The organism is Bacteroides sp. f07 (genome assembly GCF_042854785.1).
Taxonomy (GTDB): Bacteria; Bacteroidota; Bacteroidia; order Bacteroidales; family Bacteroidaceae; genus Bacteroides.
The window spans coordinates 1-23,521 of the sequence record NZ_BAABXI010000001.1 but is presented as its reverse complement, the minus strand read 5'-3'; the positions used below and the strand labels follow the sequence as shown (position 1 = coordinate 23,521).

Annotated in this window: 20 protein-coding genes; 13 read left to right on the top strand and 7 right to left on the bottom strand. The window is 42.7% G+C overall.

The window, feature by feature from the left end; all coding sequences use genetic code 11:
* Positions 1 to 62 precede the first annotated feature (62 nt).
* From rpsF to ACGHVY_RS00065, 8 genes are all read left to right on the top strand, one after another.
* A complete protein-coding gene (gene rpsF / locus ACGHVY_RS00100) occupies positions 63 to 407 on the top strand; it encodes a 30S ribosomal protein S6 (RefSeq protein ID WP_308747058.1) in 345 nt (114 codons plus the stop codon).
* Positions 408 to 409: 2 nt separating this feature from the next.
* The gene (gene rpsR / locus ACGHVY_RS00095) at positions 410 to 682 is read left to right on the top strand and encodes a 30S ribosomal protein S18 (RefSeq protein WP_002562536.1); all 273 of its coding nucleotides are present in this window, start codon (positions 410 to 412) and stop codon (positions 680 to 682) included.
* Positions 683 to 696: 14 nt separating this feature from the next.
* Complete coding sequence (gene rplI / locus ACGHVY_RS00090) at positions 697 to 1,140, top strand: 50S ribosomal protein L9 (RefSeq protein ID WP_024987197.1); 444 nt, start codon at positions 697 to 699, stop codon at positions 1,138 to 1,140.
* An 81-nt stretch (positions 1,141 to 1,221) separates the two neighbouring features.
* Complete coding sequence (locus ACGHVY_RS00085) at positions 1,222 to 2,889, top strand: DUF6377 domain-containing protein (RefSeq protein WP_308747060.1); 1,668 nt, start codon at positions 1,222 to 1,224, stop codon at positions 2,887 to 2,889.
* A 237-nt stretch (positions 2,890 to 3,126) separates the two neighbouring features.
* Positions 3,127 to 4,239: a Gfo/Idh/MocA family protein gene (locus tag ACGHVY_RS00080; RefSeq protein ID WP_390596173.1), complete on the top strand. Its 1,113-nt coding sequence runs from the start codon at positions 3,127 to 3,129 to the stop codon at positions 4,237 to 4,239.
* An 11-nt stretch (positions 4,240 to 4,250) separates the two neighbouring features.
* Positions 4,251 to 5,738: a Gfo/Idh/MocA family oxidoreductase gene (locus tag ACGHVY_RS00075; protein WP_308747062.1), complete on the top strand. Its 1,488-nt coding sequence runs from the start codon at positions 4,251 to 4,253 to the stop codon at positions 5,736 to 5,738.
* Positions 5,739 to 5,772: 34 nt separating this feature from the next.
* Positions 5,773 to 6,642, top strand: a complete 870-nt coding sequence (locus tag ACGHVY_RS00070; RefSeq protein WP_308747063.1) for a DUF1080 domain-containing protein — start codon at positions 5,773 to 5,775, stop codon at positions 6,640 to 6,642.
* Positions 6,643 to 6,782: 140 nt separating this feature from the next.
* Positions 6,783 to 7,700, top strand: coding sequence for a sugar phosphate isomerase/epimerase family protein (locus ACGHVY_RS00065; protein ID WP_390596170.1), 918 nt, complete (start codon positions 6,783 to 6,785; stop codon positions 7,698 to 7,700).
* Positions 7,701 to 7,801: 101 nt separating this feature from the next.
* On the opposite strand, the gene ACGHVY_RS00060 is transcribed toward ACGHVY_RS00065, so the two are convergent.
* Together ACGHVY_RS00060 and ACGHVY_RS00055 are read right to left on the bottom strand one after the other, a co-directional pair.
* Positions 7,802 to 8,023 carry a hypothetical protein gene (locus ACGHVY_RS00060; protein ID WP_024987192.1) on the bottom strand — a complete coding sequence of 74 codons (222 nt, stop codon included), beginning with the start codon at positions 8,021 to 8,023 and terminating at the stop codon, positions 7,802 to 7,804.
* A gap of 159 nt (positions 8,024 to 8,182) precedes the next feature.
* A complete protein-coding gene (locus ACGHVY_RS00055; protein WP_308747065.1) occupies positions 8,183 to 9,856 on the bottom strand; it encodes a long-chain fatty acid--CoA ligase in 1,674 nt (557 codons plus the stop codon).
* Positions 9,857 to 9,965: 109 nt separating this feature from the next.
* Here ACGHVY_RS00055 and mtaB point away from each other — a divergent pair, with 109 nt between their 5' ends.
* The 4 genes from mtaB to ACGHVY_RS00035 are packed head-to-tail and all read left to right on the top strand — an operon-like array spanning position 9,966 to position 13,771.
* Entirely contained in the window at positions 9,966 to 11,285 is a 1,320-nt protein-coding gene (gene mtaB / locus ACGHVY_RS00050) for a tRNA (N(6)-L-threonylcarbamoyladenosine(37)-C(2))-methylthiotransferase MtaB (protein ID WP_390596166.1), read from the top strand.
* 2 nt (positions 11,286 to 11,287) lie between these two features.
* Positions 11,288 to 12,214 carry a lysophospholipid acyltransferase family protein gene (locus ACGHVY_RS00045; RefSeq protein WP_308746801.1) on the top strand — a complete coding sequence of 309 codons (927 nt, stop codon included), beginning with the start codon at positions 11,288 to 11,290 and terminating at the stop codon, positions 12,212 to 12,214.
* Positions 12,211 to 13,239 (top strand): glycosyltransferase family 2 protein, encoded by a 1,029-nt coding sequence (locus ACGHVY_RS00040; protein WP_390596163.1) that lies wholly within the window; start codon positions 12,211 to 12,213, stop codon positions 13,237 to 13,239. The genes ACGHVY_RS00045 and ACGHVY_RS00040 overlap by 4 nt, the downstream gene beginning before the upstream one ends.
* 4 nt (positions 13,240 to 13,243) lie before the next feature.
* The gene (locus ACGHVY_RS00035) at positions 13,244 to 13,771 is read left to right on the top strand and encodes a methylglyoxal synthase (protein ID WP_308746799.1); all 528 of its coding nucleotides are present in this window, start codon (positions 13,244 to 13,246) and stop codon (positions 13,769 to 13,771) included.
* A gap of 151 nt (positions 13,772 to 13,922) precedes the next feature.
* Here ACGHVY_RS00035 and folB read toward each other — a convergent pair whose 3' ends face one another.
* From folB to ACGHVY_RS00015, 4 genes are all read right to left on the bottom strand, one after another.
* Positions 13,923 to 14,294, bottom strand: a complete 372-nt coding sequence (gene folB / locus ACGHVY_RS00030) for a dihydroneopterin aldolase (protein WP_390596160.1) — start codon at positions 14,292 to 14,294, stop codon at positions 13,923 to 13,925.
* Positions 14,295 to 14,305: 11 nt separating this feature from the next.
* A complete protein-coding gene (locus ACGHVY_RS00025; RefSeq protein WP_390596157.1) occupies positions 14,306 to 15,331 on the bottom strand; it encodes an acyltransferase family protein in 1,026 nt (341 codons plus the stop codon).
* Positions 15,332 to 15,541: 210 nt separating this feature from the next.
* The gene (locus ACGHVY_RS00020) at positions 15,542 to 18,223 is read right to left on the bottom strand and encodes a 4-alpha-glucanotransferase (protein ID WP_390596155.1); all 2,682 of its coding nucleotides are present in this window, start codon (positions 18,221 to 18,223) and stop codon (positions 15,542 to 15,544) included.
* Between the two features lie 131 nt (positions 18,224 to 18,354).
* On the bottom strand, positions 18,355 to 20,892 hold the full coding sequence (locus tag ACGHVY_RS00015) for an adenosylcobalamin-dependent ribonucleoside-diphosphate reductase (RefSeq protein WP_390596152.1): 2,538 nt from the start codon (positions 20,890 to 20,892) through the stop codon (positions 18,355 to 18,357).
* Positions 20,893 to 21,176: 284 nt separating this feature from the next.
* Here ACGHVY_RS00015 and ACGHVY_RS00010 point away from each other — a divergent pair, with 284 nt between their 5' ends.
* Entirely contained in the window at positions 21,177 to 21,920 is a 744-nt protein-coding gene (locus ACGHVY_RS00010; protein WP_390596149.1) for an NADPH-dependent oxidoreductase, read from the top strand.
* Positions 21,921 to 22,008: 88 nt separating this feature from the next.
* Here the strand turns inward: ACGHVY_RS00010 and dnaA are convergent, their stop codons facing one another.
* Complete coding sequence (gene dnaA, locus ACGHVY_RS00005) at positions 22,009 to 23,421, bottom strand: chromosomal replication initiator protein DnaA (protein ID WP_390596145.1); 1,413 nt, start codon at positions 23,419 to 23,421, stop codon at positions 22,009 to 22,011.
* Positions 23,422 to 23,521: the final 100 nt, after the last annotated feature.

Genomic DNA, 23,521 nt, shown 5'->3' with positions numbered 1-23,521 from the left:
AATTCCCTAACTTTGCACCCGCATTTAAAAATCAAAGAATTATTTATTTAATTAAACGAAGTATGAATCAATACGAAACCGTTTTCATTTTAACTCCCGTTTTATCTGATGTTCAGATGAAGGAAGCGGTAGAAAAATTCAAAGGTATTCTTCAAGCTGAAGGTGCTGAGATTATCAATGAAGAGAACTGGGGACTGAAGAAATTGGCTTATCCAATCCAGAAAAAGTCTACAGGTTTCTATCAACTGATTGAGTTCAATGCAGAACCTACTGTAATTGACAAGTTGGAAGTAAACTTCCGTCGTGATGAACGCGTTATCCGCTTCTTGACTTTCAAGATGGATAAGTATGCTGCAGAATATGCTGCTAAGAGAAGAAGTGTTAAATCAAACAAAAAGGAGGATTAATCATGGCACAACAAGTTCAATCGGAAATCAGATATTTAACTCCGCCGTCAGTAGACGTTAAGAAGAAAAAATACTGCCGTTTCAAAAAGAGCGGTATTCGTTACATCGACTACAAAGATCCTGAATTCTTGAAGAAATTCTTGAATGAACAAGGTAAAATCCTTCCGCGTCGTATCACAGGTACTTCTCTGAAGTTCCAACGTCGTATCGCGCAGGCTGTGAAGAGAGCTCGTCACTTGGCATTACTGCCTTATGTAACTGACATGATGAAATAAGAAGGAGGAAAAGTATGGAAATTATTTTAAAAGAAGACGTAGTAAACTTGGGTTATAAGAACGACATCGTAAACGTGAAATCCGGATACGGTCGTAATTATCTGATCCCGACTGGAAAAGCTGTCATCGCTTCTCCTTCTGCAAAGAAAATGTTGGCTGAAGAACTGAAACAACGCGCTCACAAACTTGAGAAAATCAAGAAAGATGCTGAGGCTGTTGCTGCTAAGTTGGAAGGCGTGACTTTGACTATTGCAACTAAAGTTAGCTCAACCGGTACTATCTTCGGTTCTGTTGGTAACATCCAGATTGCTGAAGCATTGGCTAAATTGGGTCACGAAATCGACAGAAAGATCATCGTTGTAAAAGACGCTGTGAAAGAAGTTGGTAACTACAAGGCTATAGTTAAACTTCACAAGGAAGTTTCGGTAGAAATTCCTTTCGAAGTAGTTGCTGAATAAGAGCAAATTTACTTCATATATGAAAAGCGATTTGTTCTGAAGGAATAAATCGCTTTTTTTATTCCCTGCTGTACTAATAATATGAAATTCAGACGTTGTTTATTAAAGAAGGGATTTTTTTTGCTGCTGGTTACCTTGAGTGTTGCCGGTGGTAATCTTTATGCAAACAACGAATTGAAATTGTTGACGGACTCATTGCATAGGATGATAGATGGAAAGTCTGTCTTTGTTCATAAAAAAGAGGCGCGGATTAATCGAATCAAATGTAAATTGAAAGCTTCTAATTTAACTTTGGAGCAGGAATACAAGATTAACGTCCAACTCTATAATGAGTACAGAAAATTTGTTGTAGATTCGGCAATCCATTATATAGACAGGAATGTTGAGATTGCCCGTCGGATGAATAGGACTTATTTAAAGTACGAGTCGTCCTTACAACTTAGCCTTCTGTATTCGATGTGTGGAAGGTACAAGGATGCGGAATTTATTCTTGAAAATATAAAAACATCGGAACTTCCCCATGAACTATTGCCTGTCTATTATGAAACCTACTCCCGGTTCTGGGAATATTATTCTATCTCTACCACCAACAATCGGTATGGAAAACAACGAGCGGCTTATCAGGATTCATTATTAGCACTCCTTGACCATAATTCTTTTGATTATAAACTGTCCAGAGCATATTATTATAGCAGAAATGATTCTGTTAAGGCGAAGGAGATAATCAGGGAATTGCTGGAGACGGAAGAGGTCGGCTCGCCTAACTATGCCATGATTACTCATTCGTGTGCAGGAATGTACAGGTTTCTCAATCGGCCGGATGAAGTGAAGAAATATTATATGCTGTCTGCCATTGCGGATATTCAGAATGCTACACGCGAGACTGCTTCTTTGCAGGCATTGGCATTGATACAGTATGAAGACAAGAAACTGGCTGATGCTTTTAAATTTACACAATCCGCTATTGATGATGTCGTTTCTTCAGGAATTCATTTTCGTGCGATGGAAATTTATAAATTCTATTCTATTATCAATTCGGCTTATCAGACGGAGCAAGCAAGGTCAAGGGAAAATTTAGTTACTTTCCTTATTTCAACCAGTATTATCCTTTTTCTCTTAGTCTTGTTGGTGATATGCATCTATTTTCAAATGCGGAAAATTCTGAGGATAAAGCGGGCGTTGGCGCAAAGTAACGAGAAACTGTTGAAGTTGAATGAGAAGTTGAATGCTATGAATAGCCAATTGAATGATACGAATAGTCAGTTGTGCGAAATTAGTAATGTGAAAGAGCATTATATTGCTGAATTTTTTGATGTATGTTTCAGCTATATTAGCAAGATGGAGAAATACCAGAATGTACTGTATAAGTATGCTATCAACAGATACTACGAAGAGCTAATCAAGAAATTAAAATCATCCACACTTATTGACGAAGAATTATCCGCTTTGTACGCCCGTTTCGATAAGGTCTTTTTGGGTCTGTATCCGACTTTTGTTTCTGATTTTAATGCTTTGTTGAAAGATGAAGAGCAGATTGTCTTGAAACCGGATGCATTATTGAACAGGGAACTTCGTATTTATGCACTGCTGCGATTGGGAATTACCGACAGTGGCAAGATTGCAAATTTTCTTCGCTGCTCAACGAGTACGGTTTATAACTATCGCACGCGAATGAGAAATAAAGCGGCAGTCGACAGAGATGCATTTGAGAATGAAATTATGAAAATAAGTTCAACTCAAGAGAAATAATTGCTGTCATAAAGAAAAAAAGCATTCCAGAACATCTACATTTTTTAGACCTTCCGAAAATGATAATTGGTTTATATCTAATCTATTAGCTCTAATTCTTATCTACACAAAGTTATCTAAATCGGATAAAACGTTGTTTATTTGGCTAGTTTTGCAATATCGGTTTTCGATTTATCTGTCGGATGGCAGAAAAATTGATGACTTATTCATTTTTTGTACTTAAATTCACTATGTTTTATGGACACGCAATCTTCAGTAGGCACAAGAATTAAGGTCGGTATAATCGGTTTCGGTAGAATGGGAAGATTCTATTGGGAGGCGATGCGGAAAAGTGGGCGATGGAACATTGCTTATATTTGTGATACCGATCCGGAAACACGTCAATTGGCTGAGAAATTATCTCCGGAATCTCATATAGTAGAGGATAATCAATGTATTTTTGAAGACGACAGTGTGCAGGTTGTCGGACTTTTCACTTTGGCGGACTCACGAATGGGACAGATAGAAAAAGCCATCCGTTACGGAAAGCATATTATTTCAGAAAAACCTGTTGCAGATACAATGGAGAATGAATGGAAGGTCGTGGAAATGACAGAAAATTCAAATCTTATTTCTACCGTGAACTTGTATTTGCGTAACTCCTGGTATCATAATCTGATGAAGGAATATATCCGGCAAGGCGAAATAGGAGAATTGGCTATTATCCGCATTTGCCATATGACTCCCGGATTAGCGCCGGGTGAGGGGCACGAATATGAAGGGCCTGCTTTCCATGATTGCGGAATGCATTATGTAGATATAGCACGTTGGTATGCCGGTTGTGATTACCGGACGTGGAATGCCCAAGGGGTGAATATGTGGAATTATAAAGACCCCTGGTGGGTGCAATGCCACGGAACTTTTCAGAATGGCGTAGTCTTCGATATTACTCAGGGCTTTGTCTATGGACAATTGTCTAAGGATCAGACACATAATTCGTATGTAGATATAATCGGAACCAAAGGAGTAGTCCGCATGACACATGACTTCAATACTGCCGTTGTCGATTTGCACGGAGTGAACCAGACTATTCAGGTGGAAAAACCTTTCGGTGGTAAGAATATAGATGTATTATGTGACTTGTTTGCAGATTCGGTGATAACCGGGCAGCGTAGTCCCCGCTTGCCGTTGATGCGTGATTCGGCCATAGCGTCCGGATATGCGTGGACGTTCCTGAAAGATACACGTGCCCACGACTTGCCGGCTATCGGTAATCTGCGTACGTTGGAACAAATCCGTGAACGGAGAAGAAATATGAAAAATGGATATGGATTGCTACACAGTAATCTTCCACAAATAACGAACCCTTAAAACAAATAATTATGTCAGACATTTCGAGGAGAGACTTTCTCAAAACGGGCGCTATGGCTTTGGCAGGCATTACCATTGCTCCGAGTTCTATCTTAGGTATGAGTCACGGTCATGTGGCTCCCAGTGATAAACTGAATCTTGCAGCCGTGGGTATTGGCGGCATGGGGCATGCCAACATTAATAAAGTGAAGGGCACTGAAAACATTGTGGCTCTTTGCGATGTGGATTGGAAATATGCAAAAGGTGTGTTCGACGAGTTCCCGAAAGCAAAGAAATACTGGGATTATCGTAAGATGTACGATGAAATGGGCAAATCTATTGATGGGGTAATCATTGCTACTGCCGACCATACTCATGCTATTATCACTGCTGATGCGATGACAATGGGCAAGCACGTATTCTGCCAGAAACCGTTGACCCACTCTGTTTACGAGTCTCGTCTGCTGACTAAACTGGCTGCTTCAACCGGCGTTGCTACTCAGATGGGTAATCAGGGTGCTTCCGATGAAGGTACGGATTTGGTTTGTGAATGGATATGGAACGGTGAAATAGGTGAAGTGACTAAGGTGGAATGTGCTACCGACCGTCCTATCTGGCCACAAGGACTGAATGCTCCAGAAAAGGCGGACCGCATTCCTAGTACGCTGAACTGGGATTTGTTTACCGGTCCGGCTAAGTTGAATCCGTATAATGAAATTTATCATCCCTGGAACTGGCGCGGATGGTGGGATTATGGAACAGGTGCATTGGGTGATATGGCGTGTCATATTCTGCACCAACCGTTCAGAGCTTTGAAATTGGGATATCCTACCAAGGTAGAAGGCTCTTCTACATTATTGCTGAGTGCTTGTGCTCCACAGGCACAGCATGTGAAAATGATTTTCCCGGCCCGTGATAATATGCCTAAAGTGGCGATGCCGGAAGTTGAAATCCATTGGTATGATGGTGGTATGATGCCCGAACGTCCGAAGGGATTCCCGCAAGGAAAACAACTGATGCAGAGTGGGGGAGGTTTGACAATTTTCCACGGAACGAAAGATACCTTGATTTGCGGATGTTATGGACAGAATCCCTGGTTGCTTTCCGGTCGTAAACCTAATGCTCCGAAAGTTTGCCGTCGTGTGCCTAATGCCATGAATGGCGGTCACGAAATGGACTGGGTGCGTGCTTGTAAAGAAGACAAGTCAAGTCGCGTCATGACTAAATCTGACTTCTCGGAAGCAGGCCCGATGAATGAGATGGTAGTGATGGGAGTATTGGCTATCCGTCTGCAAGGTTTGAACAAGACTTTGGAATGGGATGGCGCTAATATGTGTTTTACCAACATTGGTGATAATGAAACGATACGGACTTGTGTGAAAGACGGATTCAAGATTCATGACGGCCATCCTACTTTCGACAAGACTTGGACAGAACCGGTGAATGCGAAACAATTCGCAGCCGAGCTGGTGAAGCATAATTATCGTGAAGGCTGGAGGCTGCCTGATATGCCCAGATAAAAAGAATATCCTAATCAAATAACAGAATAATATCATGAAAAAAGTTTTTTATCCTTTAGCTTGTTGTTTAGTAGCAGGAGTTTTCACTTCTTGCGGTGGTCAGAAAGCCGGTAATGCCCAGGATGGGCAGACATCGGACAAAGTTGCATTGTCTTATTCTAAATCATTGAAAGCAGTGGAAGCGGACAGCTTGAATTTACCTGTCGATAAAGATGGTTATATCACTATCTTTGACGGTGAGACGTTTAATGGATGGCGTGGTTACGGTAAGGATCGTGTTCCTACCAAGTGGACAATTGAAGATGGTTGTATTAAATTCAACGGAACCGGTGGCGGTGAGGCTCAGGACGGTGACGGTGGTGACTTGATTTTTGCCCATAAGTTTAAAAACTTCGAACTGGAAATGGAATGGAAAGTTTCCAAGGGTGGTAATTCTGGTATTTTCTATTTGGCTCAGGAGGTTACATCAAAAGATAAAGATGGCAATGACGTGCTTGAACCTATTTATATTTCCGCGCCCGAATATCAGGTGCTGGACAATGCCAATCATCCGGATGCCAAATTGGGTAAGGACGGTAATCGTCAGTCGGCTTCTTTGTATGACATGATTCCGGCAGTTCCTCAAAATTCCAAACCGTTCGGCGAATGGAATAAGGCGAAGATTATGGTTTATAAAGGCACGGTTGTTCACGGTCAAAACGATGAAAATGTATTGGAATATCACTTGTGGACCAAACAGTGGACAGATATGTTGCAGGCAAGTAAGTTTAGCGAAGAAAAATGGCCTTTGGCATTCGAATTACTGAACAACTGCGGTGGCGAAAACCATGAAGGATTTATCGGATTGCAGGATCATGGTGATGATGTCTGGTTCCGCAATATCCGCGTGAAGATTCTGGACTAATCGCACACATAAGAAAAAAGGCGTGGATAACACGGTTTTTCTAACTGTTGTTATTCTATAACAACCGTATACTCCGCGTAATCCGCGCCAAAAGATTTTTATGTAAAAACTGAATAATTATAACCCCTGTTAACTATTGTATGAAAACCCGAATGTGCATCTGTGCTTTGGCTGTTTTTCTCATGATTCCGGTTGCAATGACTGCACAAGCGAAGAAAAAAGCTAAAAAGGCAAAGAAAGAAGTAGCTATTCAGCTCTATTCTGTTAGAGATATATTGAATAAGGTAGACAATAAGGACGGAAAATGTGATCCGGCTTATACTGCCATTCTCGAGAAATTGGCAAAAATGGGATATACCGGTGTTGAAGCCGCCAATTATAATAATGGAAAATTTTATGATAGGACACCGCAGCAATTCAAGAAGGATGTTGAATCGGTCGGAATGAAAGTCTTGTCTTCGCATTGCACACGTGCTTTGTCAAAAGAAGAATTGGCTTCCGGTGATTATTCAAAATCACTTGAATGGTGGGATAGGTGTATCGCTGACCATAAGGCGGCAGGAATGAAATATATCGTAGCTCCCTGGATGGATGTCCCTAAAACGCTGAAGGACTTGGAGACTTACTGCTCTTATTATGATGAAATAGGCAAACGCTGTAAACGGCAGGGTTTGCAGTTCGGTTATCATAATCACGCCCATGAATTTCAGAAAGTGGAGGGCAATGTGATGTATGACTATATGCTGGAGCATACGAATCCTGAATATGTTTTCTTCCAGATGGATGTTTACTGGGTGGTTCGCGGTCAAAACAGTCCGGTAGATTATTTTAATAAATATCCGGGTCGGTTCAAGATATTCCATATCAAAGACCACAGGGAAATCGGCCAGAGTGGAATGGTAGGTTTCGATGCTATCTTTAAGAATGCAAAGACGGCAGGAGTAAACTTTCTTGTAGCTGAGATTGAAAAATACAGTATTCCGGTAGAGGAGAGTGTGGAGATGAGTCTGGATTATTTATTGGATGCTCCCTTTGTGAAGAGTTCTTATTTAAAATAATTCCTTTTCTAAATAGTAGAAACTGCTTGCGATAAGGCATAAAAAAAGTCTGTGCATGCTTTGCATGTCAGACTTTCAATTCCCTCTAGGCTGTTACTGAATTATTCAGCTACAGTTTCAGTTACTTCTACTGCTACGCTATCAGTTGCTGTAGTATCTGCTGCTGCCTGTTCTGCTTCAAGAGCTGCTGCTTCTACTGCTGCGATTGAGTCGGCGATACGGATAGAATCTGCAGTTGCTTTTGCTGCGTCAGCTGCTTTGTTACCACAAGATGCGAATGATACTGCTACGATAGCTACGGCCATCAAAACTAATTTTTTCATTTTCTTTGCTTTTTAAAAACGTAATACAATCAATTGCTTTATTAAAACGCTGCAAAGGTATGTACTTTTTCAATATGTTGTTCTCGAAAAGCCAACTTTTTTTATATTTTTTTTGGTAACTGGCCCTTTTCTCATTCTTTCTCTATGTTTTAGAACATATTAATCGACAGCTATACTGTTATATAGGTATCTTTTGATACTTCTTTTCGGAGTTTTTTCGAACTCCGTAGGATAGAGTTGTATCTTACTGATTTTTTCGTAAGCGGCTACGTTAGCGTTCAGATTCTTGAGATTCTCGTCCATGATTGTTTTCAGGTTGTCAGGGTTGTTCAGACCGAGTGAATCCAGTGCTTCGTAATCGGCATAGACGAGTGCTACCAACTTCTTATTACGTTCGATGACGATACTTTCGAGGATAAACGGCAGGCTGTTGAGCTTCGTTTCCAATTCTTCCGGAAAGATATTCTGCCCGCTTGAACTCAGAATCATGGTCTTGAGACGTCCGCGGATGAAAATATTGCCGTTGGCATCCATTGTTCCCAGGTCACCGGTACGCAACCAGCCGTCTTCAGTGAATACTTCCTGTGTGGCTTCCGGATTCTTATAATATCCTACCATTGTATTCTCACCGCGTACCTGTATTTCTCCCACTTCCGCTTCCGGATTTTCTTTGTAGATACGGGCTTCCATAATATCCAGAATCTTTCCTGAAGAACCTAATACAAATTCATTCCAGGGAGCATAGCTGATAAGCGGACCACATTCCGTCATTCCGTAACCGATGGTAAAAGGGAATTTGATTTTATAGAAAAACTCTTCCACTTCCTTATCCATGGCTGCACCGCCGATGATAATCTCTTTGAAACGACCGCCCAATGCGTCAATCAGGCGTTTGCGTATCTGATTATAAATCTGCGTGTCGAGCAAAGGAATATTGAGCGCCCATTTCATTCCTTTCTTATTAATAAGAGGCTGGATGATATTCTTATATATTTTCTCGATGACGAGCGGAACGGTGATAATCAAGTTCGGTTTCACTTCCTCAAAAGCCTTCATGATGATTTTGGGCGAAGGAGTTTTTCCAAGCAAGGTGACATGCGTGCCAACGGCTGTTGCCGTCAGAAAGTCGAATGCACAGCCATAAGCATGGGCGAGCGGAAGGAAGGAAAGCACTTTGTCTCCCTTTTTAAGTAATTCGGTACGGATACCGAAAGTGACGTTTCCGGCGAGGTTGTTGCCAGTCAGCATGACTCCCTTGCTGAAGCCGGTAGTACCGGAAGTATAGTTCAGGAGCATAACTTTGTCATTGGACAAAGTGGTGTACTGCACATCTTCGCGGGAAAACCCTTTCGGATAAGAAGAGTGCATTTCTTTATCGGTGTTCTTCAGGAATTTCTGTATCGTTTCTCCGTCACGCTGATACAGGCAGCGGAAGTCAGTCAGTGAAAATACCCCCCTTAATCCGAGTAATTTCTCTTCTTCCAGATTTTCCCAAATGCTGTCGCTTGTAAACAGGAAAACAGATTCGGAATGGTTGACGATATGATGAACATCGTTGGGAGTAAAGTCCTGAAGGATGGGCACGACAATTGCGCCATAGGTGATGGTTGCCATATAGGCGATGCACCAGTGTGCGTTATTTTTGCCGATAACTGATATTTTATCTCCTCTGCGGAGGCTACAATGCTTGAATAACAAGTGTAAACGGGCGATTTCTTCAGCTACCTGTCCATACGTATATTGGGTATTTTCTCCGTAATCGGTATAACAGGGCAAATCCCAATTCTCACGAAAACTATTTTCGTATAGTTTGATGAAATTCTCTTTAATCATTGCACGTTTTTTGGTGAATTGTGCAAAAATAGGAATAAACTTTCGTATCCAAAAGGGTTTTACTAATAATAATGTGTAACTTTGCACTAAATATGTGTTATAACAGCTTATGATAGATACCACTGTATTTCAAAATAAGACAGCCGTTTATTATACATTAGGCTGCAAATTAAATTTTTCAGAGACTTCGACTATTGGTAAAATACTGCGTGAGGCAGGTATACGGACTGCCCGTAAGGGTGAGAAAGCGGATATCTGTGTGGTAAATACCTGTTCGGTGACGGAGATGGCGGATAAGAAATGCCGGCAGACCATTCACCGGCTGGTCAAACAGCATCCCGGTGCTTTTGTGGTGGTGACCGGATGTTATGCGCAGTTGAAGCCCGGAGATGTGGCAAAGATAGACGGAGTGGACGTAGTATTAGGAGCCGAACAGAAAGGCGAGCTGCTCCAGTATCTGGGTGACCTGCAAAAACATGAAAAAGGTGAAGCTATCACTACTGCGACCAAGGATATCCGTTCCTTTTCCCCTTCGTGTTCACGGGGTGACCGTACGCGCTTTTTCCTGAAAGTACAGGACGGTTGCGATTACTTCTGTTCCTATTGTACCATTCCTTTTGCCCGCGGGCGGAGTCGTAACGGAACCATTGCTTCCATGGTAGAGCAGGCACGGCAAGCTGCCGCCGAAGGCGGAAAAGAAATTGTCTTGACCGGAGTGAATATCGGTGATTTTGGCAAGACAACGGGAGAGACTTTCTTTGACCTGGTGAAAGCGCTGGAGCAGGTGGAAGGAATCGAACGCTACCGTATATCCTCTATCGAGCCCAATCTGTTGACGGATGAGATTATCGAGTTTGTATCACATTCCCGTCGCTTTATGCCTCATTTTCATATCCCTTTACAATCGGGATGCGATGAAGTCTTGAAGTTGATGCGCCGCCGGTATGATACCGCTCTCTTTGCTTCGAAAATAAAGAAGATTAAAGAGGTGATGCCGGATGCTTTTATCGGTGTGGACGTGATTGTTGGCACACGTGGAGAAACAGAGGAGTATTTCGAGCAAGCCTATCAGTTCATTGCCGGATTGGATGTGACGCAATTGCACGTGTTTAGTTACTCCGAACGTCCCGGAACGCAGGCATTGAAAATAGAGTATGTCGTTTCTCCGGAAGAAAAGCATCAGCGCAGCCAACGGCTGTTGGCGCTTTCGGATGAAAAAACGCAGGCTTTCTATGCCCGTCATATCGGGCTGGTTATGCTGGTGTTGATGGAAAAATCGAAAACAGGTACTCCGATGCATGGATTTACGAGAAATTATATCCGTGTGGAAGTGGAAAGTGACAATTCGCTCGACAATCATGTAGTCAATGTACGTCTGGGTGATTTTAACGAAGATAAGACAGCATTAAAAGGTACAATTCTGATATAAGTATGAAATCAAGACTTATCTATTGGCTCGTATCTACCGGAATGTGGCTTTTTTCAGCCCTTCCGTTCCGGATATTGTATATCCTTTCGGATTTCAATTATCTGTTGATGTATCGTGTGGGGAAATATCGCCGGAAAGTAGTCCGGGAGAACCTCGCGAAGTCATTTCCGGAAAAGACCGATGCGGAAAGATTGCAGATAGAACGCAAATTTTATCGTTACCTTTCGGATTATATGCTGGAAGATTTGAAGTTGCTTCATATGTCTGCCGAAGATCTTTGCCAAAGGATGACTTACAAGAACACGGAACAGTATTTGGAACTGACGGAGAAGTACGGCGGAATTATCGTGATGATTCCTCATTATGCCAATTATGAATGGCTGATTGGAATGGGGGCGGTCATGAAACCGGGAGATGTCCCCGTACAGGTATACAAACCTTTGAAAGATAAATATCTGGACGAACTGTTCAAACGTATCCGTTCCCGTTTTGGCGGATACAATATCCCTAAACATTCTACTGCCCGTGAGATTATAAAATTGAAGCGTGAGGGCAAGAAGATGGTGGTCGGGTTGATTACCGACCAATGGCCTAGTGGTGACAGGTATTGGACTACGTTCCTGGGGCGGGAGACTGCTTTCCTGAATGGTGCGGAACGCATTGCAAAAATGATGAACTTTCCTGTTTTTTATTGTGAACTGACAAAGAATCGCAGAGGATATTGTGAAGCCGAATTCAAGTTGATGACGGAAACTCCCAAAGAGACAGCCGAAGGGGAGATAACCGAAATGTTTGCGCAACGTCTGGAACAAACCCTTCGCAGGGAGCCTGCCTATTGGTTATGGTCTCATAAGCGATGGAAATTTACTTCGGAAGAATGTAAGCGGAATGAGCAAGAAGAACAGAATAAGAAAAAAGAACGGAAATGAAAGTATCGGTTGTCATTCTGAACTGGAACGGATGTGATATGCTCCGCACTTTTCTTCCGTCCGTAGTCCGTTATTCGACAGGAGAGGGGATAGAAGTCTGTGTGGCGGACAATGGTTCTACGGATGATTCCGTGAATATGCTCCATCGGGAGTTTCCTTCTGTCCGAACCATCCTGCTCGGACAGAATCATGGTTTTGCCGACGGATACAATCTGGCTTTACAACAGGTGGATGCTGAATATGTCGTTCTTCTGAATTCTGATGTTGAAGTGACGGAACAATGGCTGGAACCGATGATTGCCTGGCTTGATGTTCATCCGGAAGTGGCTGCCTGCCAACCGAAGATACGGAGTCAGCGGCAAAAAGAATATTTTGAATATGCTGGGGCGTCGGGTGGATTTATAGATAAATATGGTTATCCTTTCTGTCGGGGGCGCATTATGGGAGTTGTTGAAAAGGACAGGGGGCAGTATGATACGGTTATTCCCATATTTTGGGCAACCGGGGCGGCTTTATTTATCCGGCGTGCCGATTATCTGAACGTCGGCGGACTGGACGGGCGTTTCTTTGCGCATATGGAAGAGATTGACTTGTGCTGGCGGCTTCGTTCGCGTGGGCGTGAGATTGTCTGTATTCCTCAAAGTGTTGTCTATCATGTAGGTGGGGCCACACTCAAAAAAGAAAATCCCCGTAAGACGTTTCTCAATTTCCGTAATAATCTTGTCATGCTTTATAAGAATCTTCCGCAAGAAGAGTTAAATAAAGTGATGCGTGTACGGACTTGTCTTGATTATGTGGCAGCACTTACTTTTCTGCTGAAGGGAGATGTCGGTAATGCCCGTGCAGTGATAACTGCCCGCAAGGAATATAAGCAGATATGTTCGTCCTTTTCTTCATCCCGTGAAGAAAATCAAAGAAAAAAAACTTTGAATCCGATTCCCGAACGGACAAAAAGTAGTATCTTGTGGCAGTTTTATGCGAGAGGATGCAAACGGTTCTCTCAATTGTCGGACTTAAAAGGATAACAAGATGGAAGACTCAAAAGTAAGAAGAGGCATCGGGCTGGTAGCGCACGATGCAATGAAAAAAGACCTCATTGAATGGGTATTGTGGAACTCGGAATTGTTGATGGGGAATAAATTCTACTGTACTGGTACTACCGGTACACTGATATTGGAAGCATTGAAGGAGAAACATCCTGATGTAGAGTGGGATATTACGATATTGAAATCCGGTCCTTTGGGTGGCGACCAGCAGATGGGGTCGCGTATTGTGGACGGACAGATTGATTATCTTTTCTTCTTCACCGACCCTATGACTTTGCAACCGCATGATACGGACGTGAAGGCATTGACCCGCCTGGCAGGTGTGGAGAATATCGTTTTCTGCTGCAACCGCTCAACGGCGGATCATATCATCTCCAGTCCGTTGTTTATGGATCCCGATTATGAACGTATTCATCCTGATTATTCCAGTTATACGAAACGTTTCCAGGATAAACCTGTGGTGACGGAAGCTGTGGAAGCTGTGGATAGAAGGAAGAAAAGAAGAAAATAATAATAAAAAATAAGATTACTGAAGTGAAGTGTTCCGCATGACTTCCCCTCCTCCTCGGTAAGGAGGGGGAAGTCATGCGGATTGCACGATTTATAGAAGTTGAATTTATTATCTTTATTGATGAGATAATATACTGTCTTTGTTTGACGATTTACTTTCTGTTACAATGCAACTCTATTCCTGCCGACTCTATATCAGCTCCCATTGGCGGATTTCTTTTGGAAAGGTGAAGTTCAATTTCTTCAATAGTCGGAAACTGTTGAAACAGCTTTTCAACGATCCGTCCTCCTGCGTGTTCCAGCAATTTTGATGGAATAGCCATTTCCGTCATTATCACATGATGTACTTCTGCATAGTTGACAGTATCGGTCACTTCGTCTGTTTTAACGGCTTTGCTGATATCTACTTTCAGCTTCAAATCAATGATGTATTCGTTGCCGATAAGATTCTCTTGTGGCGCCACTCCGTGGTAGGCATAGCAACGAATCTCTTTCAAAAGAATATAGCTATTGTTTATCTTCATATGATGTGATATTAGTATGGTTTCTTTTTTACTTTTAACAGGTCTTTCTGTGCCACCATCTGCGGGATTACTTTCAGAAAGACAGGAGTGAGCAGGATACAGATACTCAGTGTTATGAGCAGGAGTACAATTGCCTGTTCCCAGGCGTTATGAATGTATCGTGCAACCAATGGACCTAAGAAATGGAGTATAGGTCCATGGATACTCAACGTGATAATAGAATATCGCCCCAGATAAGAAACAATCTTCACCCTTTTCACTTTCTTGCAAAGTAACATAATCATGAATATTCCTGCAAATGCTGCGATGTAAACTTGGAAAATATTTCCTGAATAGTTGTTTGTGCGCATTCCCAGTGTGGTGGCAGTAAAGTACATCACCACCAGTGCCAATAGTACAAAAGCGGGAATCAGCTTGTCAAACCGATGGCTGGGGAACAGGAAAAAGTTATATCTGCGGATCCAGAAACCTGCAACGTAAAAAGGGAGAGCGGTCATGGAGACGTCTATATAGAGAGGCAGTCCTATCTGTAACTTTCCGAGATAGAATCCGGTGCAGCCTATCAATAAGGTGACGGCGAACATGGCAGGTAAATGTTTTTCCCGCAAGAAGTGTATCAGATAAAACAGAATATTGCAGTTGAACAAGGCAAGCAGAAACCAGATAGGCGGATTGAACTTGATGAGGTCGTGCCCATGGAATACCACCAGAAGTTCTTGCCATGATACGGGAATTTGAAAAACTCCCGGTGCTATTTTCCATACAATATATTTCAGTAGAAAAGCACTTAGATAGAAGAAAAGGAACGGGATAATCAGCTTGTTAATTTTTCGGATGATGAATCCCGGTAAACCCTCATAAGACTTGAAAAAGACTCCCGATATAAAAAAATAAAGCGGCATGCGGAAACAAGATAACATGGAATCTTTATCGAGCGTATCGAAAGCTCCGCCGATATGTGTCATGACTACAAGAATGATGCAGACTCCTTTGGTTAAGTCTACAAAATCAATACGTTTGTCGGGTTTGCCTTCCATTCTCTCTCTTAATATCTTTTATTTCACGCGCAAAGATACTTGATAAATTGGAATAAAACGGGGAAGGTGGAGGAAATAAACAAGAGGCTGCGTAAAGCGAAAAATCGGTTGAGAGAATGTTGGAAATATGAACAACGCGGATAATGCAGGTCTCAATATTCTTAAATCGGCCTTATCCGCGTCTTATTCACGTTGTTATATTAACTGTATCTATTTTTCAGGATTTCTTCCCGTATATTTAATCAACTCGCGTATCTTATCATTGAGTGCTTGCGCTTTCATCAACTGTTCCAGTGTGATATGCATCCGATACCGCCAATAATTTCTTGGATTGGACGGAACGTTGATTCGTTCTTCCTGCACGTTTGGATTTCTCAGTTTCTTGTCTATGGATAACCAGTCCTGGAAAGACAGGATACAGAGAATCGAGTTGCTGTTAAGATGATTGCGTACAATCTCTTCGCACAACTCTGGAGTCGCAACAACGGGCGCAGTACCGTAATGTCCCAATATCGTATTATAATAACGTTGCGTTTGCTGATAATCCTCTTCCCACCAACCGCGTAGCGTTGACATATCATGCGTGGAGATAGTACAGACAGACCGGTACGGATATTCATCCAAATGTCCGAACTCATGCATCGGATTCTTTGGCATCCGCTGAATCTCCAGGCTGAGAATACGTAACTCGTTCATCACTGACGCTACACAAGCAGGAATCATTCCCAAGTCCTCTCCACATACCAGCATACGGGTGGATTGGGTTAATTGTGGCAACTTCTTCATCGCCTGCTGATACCAGAATTCGTTGTGGCGATGATAGTAATACTGGTCATAGAGCTTGTTGAAAGCATTTTTATCCTCTTCACTCAATGTCCGGAAGATAAAATCACGTTGCACGCCAATGCGGGGATGGTATTTGCCTTCCTCTTTCTTGTCCGGCATAAACAAGACATTGCTGATTAAAGAATATAATCCATCCCGGATCCAGATACTGTCTTCATCGTTTTTACCAGCGAAGAACTGTTTCACTTCCTGTTGCGTTTCAAATCCCGGCTTCATGCGATAAACCCCAGGCTCATCTGTCAATTGGAGAAAGTCTTGTTTCACAAGATGGGTATACGGGCCGAACAATTGTCCGAGGAATGATTCATGAATAAATGGGCTCAGATACTCTTCCCGGAAGGTAAATCCGTAACTTTCTATCTCTTCCCGGCTCATAGGCAAGGAAGGAACAAACTGCCCTAACAATCCGTGTACGGCATGCATCGGAATTTCCCATATACGGAAGAATCCGAGAATGTGGTCGATCCGGTAAGCGTCAAAGTATTCCGCCATTTTCTGGAAACGCTTCATCCACCAGCGGTATCCGTCTTTTTCCATCACGTCCCAGTTGTATGTGGGGAATCCCCAGTTCTGTCCGTTGACGGAGAAGTCATCGGGCGGAGCACCGACCTGTCCGTCCAGATTAAAGTAGTGAGGTTCGGTCCAGGCTTCCACACTGTTGCGGCTGATACCGATAGGGATATCCCCTTTCAATACAACACCGTTCTCGCGGGCATACTTTGTTGCCGCCAGTAATTGCAGATGCAAATGATACTGGATGAAATAATATAATGCGATATGTGGATAATCTGCCGTCTCCGGCTGGCACATTTTTTCTATTTCCTGTGCATTATAAACGGAATATTTCGGCCATTCACGGAAATTAGGCGTCCGGTAAGCGTCACGCAGATAGCTGAAGACAGCATAAGGTTGCAACCATTCCTTGTTGGCCTTAAAGAATTCCTTAAACCCTTTGGAGGCTAGCACCTTTTCGCCTTCCTGCCGGAATATTAAACGGAAGAATTCCCATTTGGTCTGATTGACAGCTTCATAATCAATGGCGGGCAGACTATTTAGTTCCTTTTGTTTCTTGTTGAATTTGGATGCAGCTTCTTTATCCTTCAATCTCCCCATTTGCTTCACATCCGCATACATCGGATGGAAAGCATAGATGGAAATACTATTGTAAGGATAAGAATCTGTCCATGAATGCGTCATGGTCGTGTCGTTGATTGGTAAAATCTGAATAACCTTCTGATGCGTACATACAGCCCAGTCAATCATCCGTTTCAAATCGCCGAAATCACCGACTCCGAAGCTCGTCTCTGATTTCAGCGAGAATACAGGGATAGCAATACCGGCGCCTTTCCATGCCGGAATATCAAAGTAGGCATACCGGTCGGAAATCACGAGCGTTTCGTTAGTCTTTATTTCCGGGTCTGCCAGGTAACGGTTAGGGTTCTTCTCCCAGCAATCCACTTTCTTCTTCTGTTTGTTGTAGAGGACAAATTTATATTCCAGCGGATATTTGAGTTTGCTTGCATCCAGTTCCACCTGCCATTCCGGAAAGTTGGCATCGCTCATCAGGACAACATTCTCCGGATTCCAGTTGCCCAGTACCTTCTGATTTCCACAAATTCCCAGACAATAGTCTTTATTGATACGCGGAGCATAAGCCTTGATTATCACCCCTTTCTTATGCCCTTGCGGTATGTTTTCTCTTTCGGGATGTGACAATAATGCTTCCGTAAAAGCAGAACTATAAAAATATAGCTGTTCCGGAATGTTTTTCCAGCAGTCGTTGATTCTATATTTCTTTCTGGGGACACCGGATAAGAAAAGGCATCGCGGGAAGTTGTCCCATTCTTTGCGGATGATGACTCCGTTTTGTTCTATCTGGTAGTTATAATGGATAGTCAACCCTTCCGGGGGAACCTCGAGCTCCAGTTCTGCCGTCCAGAATATGCCATCTGTTGTGTGCATGGGGACAGACTCCGCAGACAAGCCGGCAAGCCTGACTTCTTCTCCCCAGTTGGTGCGATATTCGATGTTAAATGATAAAATCATATATATTAGATTTTGATTGAATATTTAAGACACTGCAAGTATAAGACATTTTTTTGAATAAAAAATAAAAGGAGCCCGTGAGGACTCCTTTTAACCTTTTGTTTATATATTAATTAACATACGTAAGATGTTTATCCACATCGGGAGGCACCACAGCTAGTACAAATCAGACAGCCTTCCTGATAAATCAATGTCTCATTACCACAGTTCGGACATTTCTTTCCTTTGGCTTCGGTTCCATCCTGAATATACTTCTTCAAAGCACGTTCCACACCATTTTTCCAGGTGTTGATACTTTCGCTGTTCAATTGCAGAGAGCCTACCAGCTTGATAACCTGCTCAATCGGCATCCGGTAGCGGAGTACTCCCGAAATCAATTTTGCGTAGTTCCAATATTCCTTGTTAAACTTCTCTGACAATCCTTCAATGGTCGTCTTATATCCACGTTTGTTCTCGAATTGGAAGTCGTAACGTTTCGTGCCGTCCTCATCGATGTTCTTGATGATACGTCCGCAAGTTACACTCTTAGGCAACAGGATACCTTCGTCATCATCCTGCAAACCGGTGAAGATTTCATAAGGATGTCCGTCAAGCAAGCCGACGAAAGCCACCCATTTCTCTTTGTTATTCTGGAAACGTACTACATCGGCTTCCAGAATTCTCGGACGCACTTCTACAACCGTAGGTGGTTTGCAAGGGGGTAACTCTGTTTTCTTTTCCGACTTGGTGGAAATCAGTACGCCGGAACGTGAACCGTCACGATATACCGTACAGCCTTTACAGCCGGATTTCCATGCTTCCACATACAGACGGTTCACCAAATCCTCATCCACATCGTTTGGCAGATTGATTGTCACGCTGATGGAGTGGTCTACCCATTTCTGGATTCTTCCTTGCATCTTCACTTTCATCAACCAGTCAACGTCGTTGGAAGTCGCTTTATAATAAGGAGACTTGGCAACCAGTTCGTCAATCTCTTCCTGTGTATAACGTTTGGCAGGATCGTAGCCGTTCGCTTCCATCCACGTAACGAACTTGTGGTGGAATACGATATATTCCTCAAATGCGTCTCCTGTTTCGTCAACGAAGTCTACATGTACGTTCGTATCGTTCGGATTCACCTTTCTTCTGCGCTTGTAAACAGGCAGGAACACAGGCTCGATGCCCGAAGTGGTCTGAGTCATCAAACTGGTTGTTCCTGTAGGAGCGATAGTCAGGCAGGCGATGTTACGGCGTCCATACTTCTTCATGTCTTCGTACAGTGCCGGGTCGGCTTCCGCCAAACGTTGGATGAACGGGTTGTTTTGTTCGCGTTTGCTGTCATATATTTCAAAAGCACCGCGTTCTTTCGCCATCTCTACAGAAGAACGGTAAGCGCCGAGGGCTACTGTCTTGTGTACCTTTTCAGAAAATTCCGTAGCTTCCTCCGTTCCGTAACGCAGTCCCAAAGCAGCAAGCATATCGCCTTCGGCAGTAATACCTACGCCGGTACGGCGACCTTGTCCGCTTTTCTTGTATATCTTGTCCCAGAGCACACGTTCCGCACGTTTCACTTCTTCGTTTTCCGGGTCTTCATCAATCTTCTGCATGATGCGCTCAATCTTTTCCAGTTCAAGGTCGATGATATCATCCATGATACGTTGAGCCAAAGCTACGTGTTTCCGGAATAAATCAAAATCAAAATACGCATCCGGCTTGAACGGATTTACTACATAAGAGTATAAGTTGATAGCCAACAGGCGGCAAGAGTCATAAGGACACAAAGGAATTTCACCGCATGGATTGGTCGATACAGTTCTGTAACCCAGGTCGGCATAGCAGTCGGGCACAGACTCGCGGATGATAGTATCCCAAAACAATACACCCGGTTCTGCTGATTTCCATGCATTATGAACGATCTTCTTCCATAAGGTAGAAGCGTCAATTTCTTTAGTAAATGCGGGGGTGTCCGAATCAATAGGATACTGCTGTAAATAAGGTTTTTCATCTACGGCTGCCTGCATGAAAGCATCGTCCAGTTTTACCGAAACATTTGCTCCGGTCACCTTTCCCTCTGTCATCTTGGCGTCGATAAAGGCCTCGGAGTCCGGATGCTTGATAGACACACTTAACATCAATGCGCCGCGGCGTCCGTCCTGAGCCACTTCACGGGTCGAGTTTGAATAACGTTCCATGAACGGGACAAGACCGGTGGAAGTCAATGCGGAGTTTTTAACGGGAGAGCCTTTCGGGCGGATGTGTGACAAGTCATGTCCCACGCCACCACGTCTTTTCATTAGTTGTACCTGTTCTTCATCGATTTTGATGATGGCACCGTAAGAGTCGGCGGCACCGTCTACTCCGATAACGAAACAATTGGATAGTGAAGCAACCTGGTAGTCGTTACCGATTCCTGTCATCGGGCTACCTTGGGGAACGATGTATCTGAAATGGTCTAGTAAGTCGTACAGTTCTTTAGCTGTAAGTGCATTCGGATACTTTGATTCGATGCGTGCCACTTCATTTGCAATTCTCCAATGCATATCTTCCGGAGACTTCTCATAAATATTTCCGAAAGAATCCTTTACTGCGTATTTGTTTACCCAAACCCTTGCAGCAAGCTCGTCGCCTTGAAAATATCGTAAAGATTCTTCATAGGCTTCTTCATAAGAATAAATTTGTTTTTCCACGATTCAATTTGTGTTAAATCTGATTTTTAATAAGTAATGTGTAGAAGTTTACTTATCGTCAACAAATGTAGCCGCAAAGCTAAGAATGTTTTTTTATCTATCAAAATAAAAATGAAACAATTTATTAACAGGTTGCAAGTTTTCCATTCGTGCACGTTAAGTGTTTGATAAACAGATGAATTTGCTTTTTGTTTAAAGGTTAAAGTTCTCCAAAAAGAAAACTATTCTTTTCTGTTAGTATGGTGGAATAGTTTTTTCTTTTTATATCTTTGCAAAAAAAAGATATGTTTGAAACCGTAAAGAACAGAAGAACAATCAGGAAATACCTGTCGAAGGACATTGCTCCTGATTTGTTAAATGATTTGCTTGAAACCTCTTTCCGCGCTTCTACGATGGGTGGAATGCAGCTTTATAGTGTGATTGTTACTCGCGACACACAAATGAAAGAGAAACTTTCGCCTGCTCATTTTAACCAGCCGATGGTAAAAAATGCGCCGGTAGTGCTTACTTTTTGTGCTGATTTCCGTCGCTTCAGCAAGTGGTGTGAACAGCGGAAAGCTGTGCCGGGCTATGATAATTTAATGTCTTTTATGAATGCGTCCATGGATACTTTGCTGGTTGCGCAGACTTTCTGCACGCTGGCGGAAGAAGTAGGACTCGGTATTTGTTATTTGGGCACTACTACTTATAATCCCCAAATGATTATTGATACTCTTCAACTGCCTGAACTGGTATTCCCGCTCACAACGATAACGGTGGGTTATCCCGATGGTATTCCCGCACAAGTAGACCGTTTGCCTTTGGAAGCTGCTGTGCACGAAGAGAAATATCACGATTATACGCCGGAAGAGATAGACAAGCTCTATGCATATAAAGAATCATTGCCGGAAAACAAACAATTTATCGAAGAAAATAAAAAAGAAACTTTGGCTCAAGTCTTTACAGACGTGCGTTATACAAAGAAAGATAACGAATTTATGTCTGAAAATCTATTGGACGTACTCCGCCGACAGGGATTCTTGAAATAATGATTAACGTTTAGTGATTAGTGATTAACGCCTTGAAGTATAAATGCGCAGCCTATTAATCACTAATCACTAAACATTAATCACTATTTTAGTTTCTTTTCTTCAGCAACGACTCAATCTCCTGTACCTCTGCGCTAAAGCTCTTGTCCACCTCTAATTGTCCTTTTACGGTCTTGCAGGCGTGAAGTACGGTTGCATGGTCTTTGTTACCGATGAACTTACCTATCTTGGATGTTGAAAAGTCTGTGTGATTTTTGGCCAGATACATGGCTATCTGTCTTGCTTGAACTACTTCTCTTTTTCTGGATTTTGTGTGTATGGCAGCCGGCTCCAAGTCGAAATGCTTGCATACCACTTTGAGAATATCATCAATGGTGACAGCTTTTGTCTCATTATGAACCACCCCATGAACAATGTGTTGTGCCAAATCCATATCTATTTCCTTGTTGAAAATAGTAGAGCGTGCCATGATTGCGATAACGATACCTTCCAGGTCGCGGACGCTTTCGTTCACATTTTCTGCAATATAATCGATAACTTCCTCCGGGAACTGTAATCCGTCACGGTGTATCTTATTACGCAGAATGTTTTTGCGAAGTTCTACGGTCGGCTTTTCCAACTCTGCTACCATACCCCATTTGAAACGGGTGAGCAGGCGTTCCTCAATACCTTGCAACAACACAGGGGCGCGGTCGGAGGTCAATATGAGCTGTCTGCCGTTCTGGTGTAGATGATTGAAGATATGGAAAAAATTGTTCTGCGTCTTGGTGACACCGGCAAATTCCTGAATATCATCAATAATCAATACATCGATCGTCTGATAGAAGTTTATGAAATCGTTCGTCGTGTTATTGCGCACTGAATCCGTATATTGTACCTGGAACAAATGTGCCGATACGTACAATACTCTTTTCTCAGGATAAATTTCTTTGATTTTCGTGCCTATTGCGTTTGCAAGGTGTGTTTTTCCCACTCCGGATGCCCCGTAAAGGAACAGCGGGTTGAAAGCAGTGCCACCGGGTTTTTGTGCTACGGCTTCGGCTACACTTCTCGACAGCTTGTTGCTGTATCCTTCAATGAAGTTTTCGAAGTTATAATTGGGGTTCAAATGCGGATCCAAGTCCTGAACGGCAGGAGCTTTTAAGAAGTTGGGCGCTTTGTTACCGTCAAATATGCTTTTGGGAGTAATAGCCGTAGAACGATTGCTTGCTTCGAGATTCACGGTTTGATTCGGAATCGAAGTCTTGTCTACCATGACGTTGTACATCAACTTGGTGCCTTCGCCAATGACCTTATACAATGTCTTGCGTATCAAGTCTACGAATCTCTCTTCCAGTATTTCATAGAAAAACTGGCTGGGGATTTGTAAAATCAATGTTTTGTCCTCATATTTTAATGGAACAATAGGGGCAAACCAAGTATTATATGTCGTCTCAGGAACATTGTCTTTTATAATGTTGAGACAGCGGTTCCAAAGTACGGCATGATTTGATTCAATCATAGTAACTTTTAATACATTTATTAATTAAGCAAAACTTCTACGTTTGCAAAATTGGGAATCTTATTCGGAAAAAACAAATCTGATTTTTCTTGTTTTTTTC

Bases quoted from the DNA above. Each gene is read 5' to 3' on its own strand.
- ACGHVY_RS00060 (WP_024987192.1), bottom strand. From the start codon at position 8,023: ATGAAAAAATTAGTTTTGATGGCCGTAGCTATCGTAGCAGTATCATTC.
- ACGHVY_RS00020 (WP_390596155.1), bottom strand. From the start codon at position 18,223: ATGATTTTATCATTTAACATCGAATATCGCACCAACTGGGGAGAAGAA.
- ACGHVY_RS00085 (WP_308747060.1), top strand. From the start codon at position 1,222: ATGAAATTCAGACGTTGTTTATTAAAGAAGGGATTTTTTTTGCTGCTG.
- ACGHVY_RS00040 (WP_390596163.1), top strand. From the start codon at position 12,211: ATGAAAGTATCGGTTGTCATTCTGAACTGGAACGGATGTGATATGCTC.
- folB (WP_390596160.1), bottom strand. From the start codon at position 14,294: ATGAAGATAAACAATAGCTATATTCTTTTGAAAGAGATTCGTTGCTAT.
- dnaA (WP_390596145.1), bottom strand. From the start codon at position 23,421: ATGATTGAATCAAATCATGCCGTACTTTGGAACCGCTGTCTCAACATT.
- rplI (WP_024987197.1), top strand. From the start codon at position 697: ATGGAAATTATTTTAAAAGAAGACGTAGTAAACTTGGGTTATAAGAAC.
- ACGHVY_RS00025 (WP_390596157.1), bottom strand. From the start codon at position 15,331: ATGGAAGGCAAACCCGACAAACGTATTGATTTTGTAGACTTAACCAAA.
- ACGHVY_RS00055 (WP_308747065.1), bottom strand. From the start codon at position 9,856: ATGATTAAAGAGAATTTCATCAAACTATACGAAAATAGTTTTCGTGAG.
- ACGHVY_RS00065 (WP_390596170.1), top strand. From the start codon at position 6,783: ATGAAAACCCGAATGTGCATCTGTGCTTTGGCTGTTTTTCTCATGATT.
- rpsF (WP_308747058.1), top strand. From the start codon at position 63: ATGAATCAATACGAAACCGTTTTCATTTTAACTCCCGTTTTATCTGAT.
- ACGHVY_RS00070 (WP_308747063.1), top strand. From the start codon at position 5,773: ATGAAAAAAGTTTTTTATCCTTTAGCTTGTTGTTTAGTAGCAGGAGTT.
- ACGHVY_RS00045 (WP_308746801.1), top strand. From the start codon at position 11,288: ATGAAATCAAGACTTATCTATTGGCTCGTATCTACCGGAATGTGGCTT.
- ACGHVY_RS00080 (WP_390596173.1), top strand. From the start codon at position 3,127: ATGGACACGCAATCTTCAGTAGGCACAAGAATTAAGGTCGGTATAATC.
- rpsR (WP_002562536.1), top strand. From the start codon at position 410: ATGGCACAACAAGTTCAATCGGAAATCAGATATTTAACTCCGCCGTCA.
- ACGHVY_RS00035 (WP_308746799.1), top strand. From the start codon at position 13,244: ATGGAAGACTCAAAAGTAAGAAGAGGCATCGGGCTGGTAGCGCACGAT.
- ACGHVY_RS00075 (WP_308747062.1), top strand. From the start codon at position 4,251: ATGTCAGACATTTCGAGGAGAGACTTTCTCAAAACGGGCGCTATGGCT.
- ACGHVY_RS00010 (WP_390596149.1), top strand. From the start codon at position 21,177: ATGTTTGAAACCGTAAAGAACAGAAGAACAATCAGGAAATACCTGTCG.
- mtaB (WP_390596166.1), top strand. From the start codon at position 9,966: ATGATAGATACCACTGTATTTCAAAATAAGACAGCCGTTTATTATACA.